This window comes from Lentibacillus populi, from assembly GCA_014642895.1.
GTDB classification, from domain to species: domain Bacteria; phylum Bacillota; class Bacilli; order Bacillales; family Amphibacillaceae; genus Lentibacillus_C; species Lentibacillus_C populi.
In genome coordinates, this window is sequence record BMJD01000097.1 from 1 (window position 1) to 1,957 (window position 1,957).

The following is a 1,957-nucleotide window of genomic DNA, read 5'->3' on the forward strand; positions in this document are numbered from 1 at the left end:
CGGGAGTTTGACAGTTTCACTTCCAAAAAAACACTGTAAGCCTTGTGAGGGCTTATTTTTTTTGTCAAATTTTTAATTTTATTATTGAGTACTATTTAGTACTATGTTATATTAGACGTATCTAAAGGAAATGGAGGGATAGTGATGCGCATTAAAAAGAGTGTGTCCAAGAATTCCGTTTCCTATTCCGTCATCGAAAATGTCCGTGATATCAACGGAAAATCAACGACAAAAGTTGTGGAAGCGCTTGGAAATGAAAAGGAGATCCGTGAAAAACATCCGGGTGTGGATCCGGAGGAATGGGCGCGGGCCTATGCAAAAAAATTAACGGAACAAAAGAAACAAAAAAGCGCGGTCATTATCGCAAAATATAATCCGCGAAAAATCGTTGAGCACAATCAGCGACGCTCGTTCAATGTTGGTTATTTGTTTTTACAATCCGTTTACTACCAACTGGGTTTACAGCACACGACAAGGACCATTCAGGAAAAATATCAGTTTCATTATGACCTCAATGAAATCCTGTCTAAATTAATTTATATGCGTGTGCTGCATCCTACGTCTAAAAAGAACTCGTTTGAACAAGCGCAATCCTTATTAGAAGGCATTCAATGCGAGCCCCACCAACTGTATCGCGCGTTAGATGTGCTGAAAAAGGAAACAGATTTTATTCAACAAACGGTTTATAAAAACAGCTTGAAATTGGTCAACCGTCACAAAAAAATTTTGTATTACGACTGTACCAATTTTTATTTCGAAATCGAACAGGAGGATGGGGATAAACAATTCGGAATATCAAAAGAAAATCGGCCAAATCCGATAGTTCAAATGGGGTTATTTATGGACGCCTCTGGTCTTCCCCTTGCCTTTTCTATTTTCAGAGGAAATGACAACGAACAAGGGTCTCTTAAGCCTTTAGAAAAAAGAATTTTAAAAGACTTTGAGCTATCCCAGTTTGTTGTCTGTACGGATGCAGGCCTATCTTCTGAAAAAAATCGGATATATAACACGTTAGGCAAGCGTGGATTCATTACTACACAATCCATCAAGAAATTAAAAAAACATCTGAAAGAATGGGCACTTGACCCTTCTGGGTGGCATGTAAGGCCAGGCGATAAAGCCATTCATCTTTCTGATGTTGATGACAGTTCCGAAAATCAAACAACTTATTTCAAAGAGCGTTGGATTAAAGAAGGAAATTTAGAACAACGGCTTCTTGTCACTTTTTCACCAAAATATAAAAATTATCAACAAACCATTCGGGAGAGACAAATCGAACGAGCTCTGAAAAAAGTGAAAAAACCATCTTCTCTTAAAAAGAAAAGACCCAATGATCCTGCGCGGTTTATTCAGGCCCAGTATACTACAGGAGACGGAGAGGTCGCTAAAAAGGCCCATTTCTCAATTGATGAGGGATCGATTCAAAAAGAAGCAAAGTATGACGGGTTTTATGGAGTGTGCACTAATCTGGAATCTGATCCACTGGAATTGATTCGTATTAATCAACAACGGTGGGAAATTGAAGAAAGTTTCCGCATCATGAAAAGTGAACTAAAATCAAGACCTGTGTATGTACGAAAAGAAGATCGGATCGAAGCCCATTTTCTTACTTGTTTTCTTGCCTTACTAACCTATCGTATAGTAGAGCAAAAATTAGAAGAGGCATTCACTTGTCCCGCAGTCATTCAAAAATTACGAAATATGGAGGTAATGGAAGTTTCCGGTGAAGGTTATGTTCCACTTTATGAGCGGGATGAATTAACGGATAAGTTGCATAAGGTGTTTGGGTTTCGAACAGACTATGAAATTGTTCCGATAAAGGACATGAAAAAAATTTTAAAACAATTGAAGAAGACAAAATAGTACTCAACTTTTGATAGTAAAAAAAACCTTCCAAAACCTTTCAATAACAAGGTTTCGGGAGGTTTTACCCTTCAAAAACTGTCAAAGACGAGAT

General features: G+C 37.8%; 1 protein-coding gene. It reads left to right on the forward strand.

Annotated elements, in window-relative coordinates:
• Positions 1-144: 144 nt before the first annotated feature.
• Entirely contained in the window at positions 145-1,863 is a 1,719-nt protein-coding gene (locus IEX12_RS22975; RefSeq protein ID WP_088050135.1) for an IS1634 family transposase, read from the forward strand.
• The last annotated feature ends 94 nt before the right edge of the window (positions 1,864-1,957 follow it).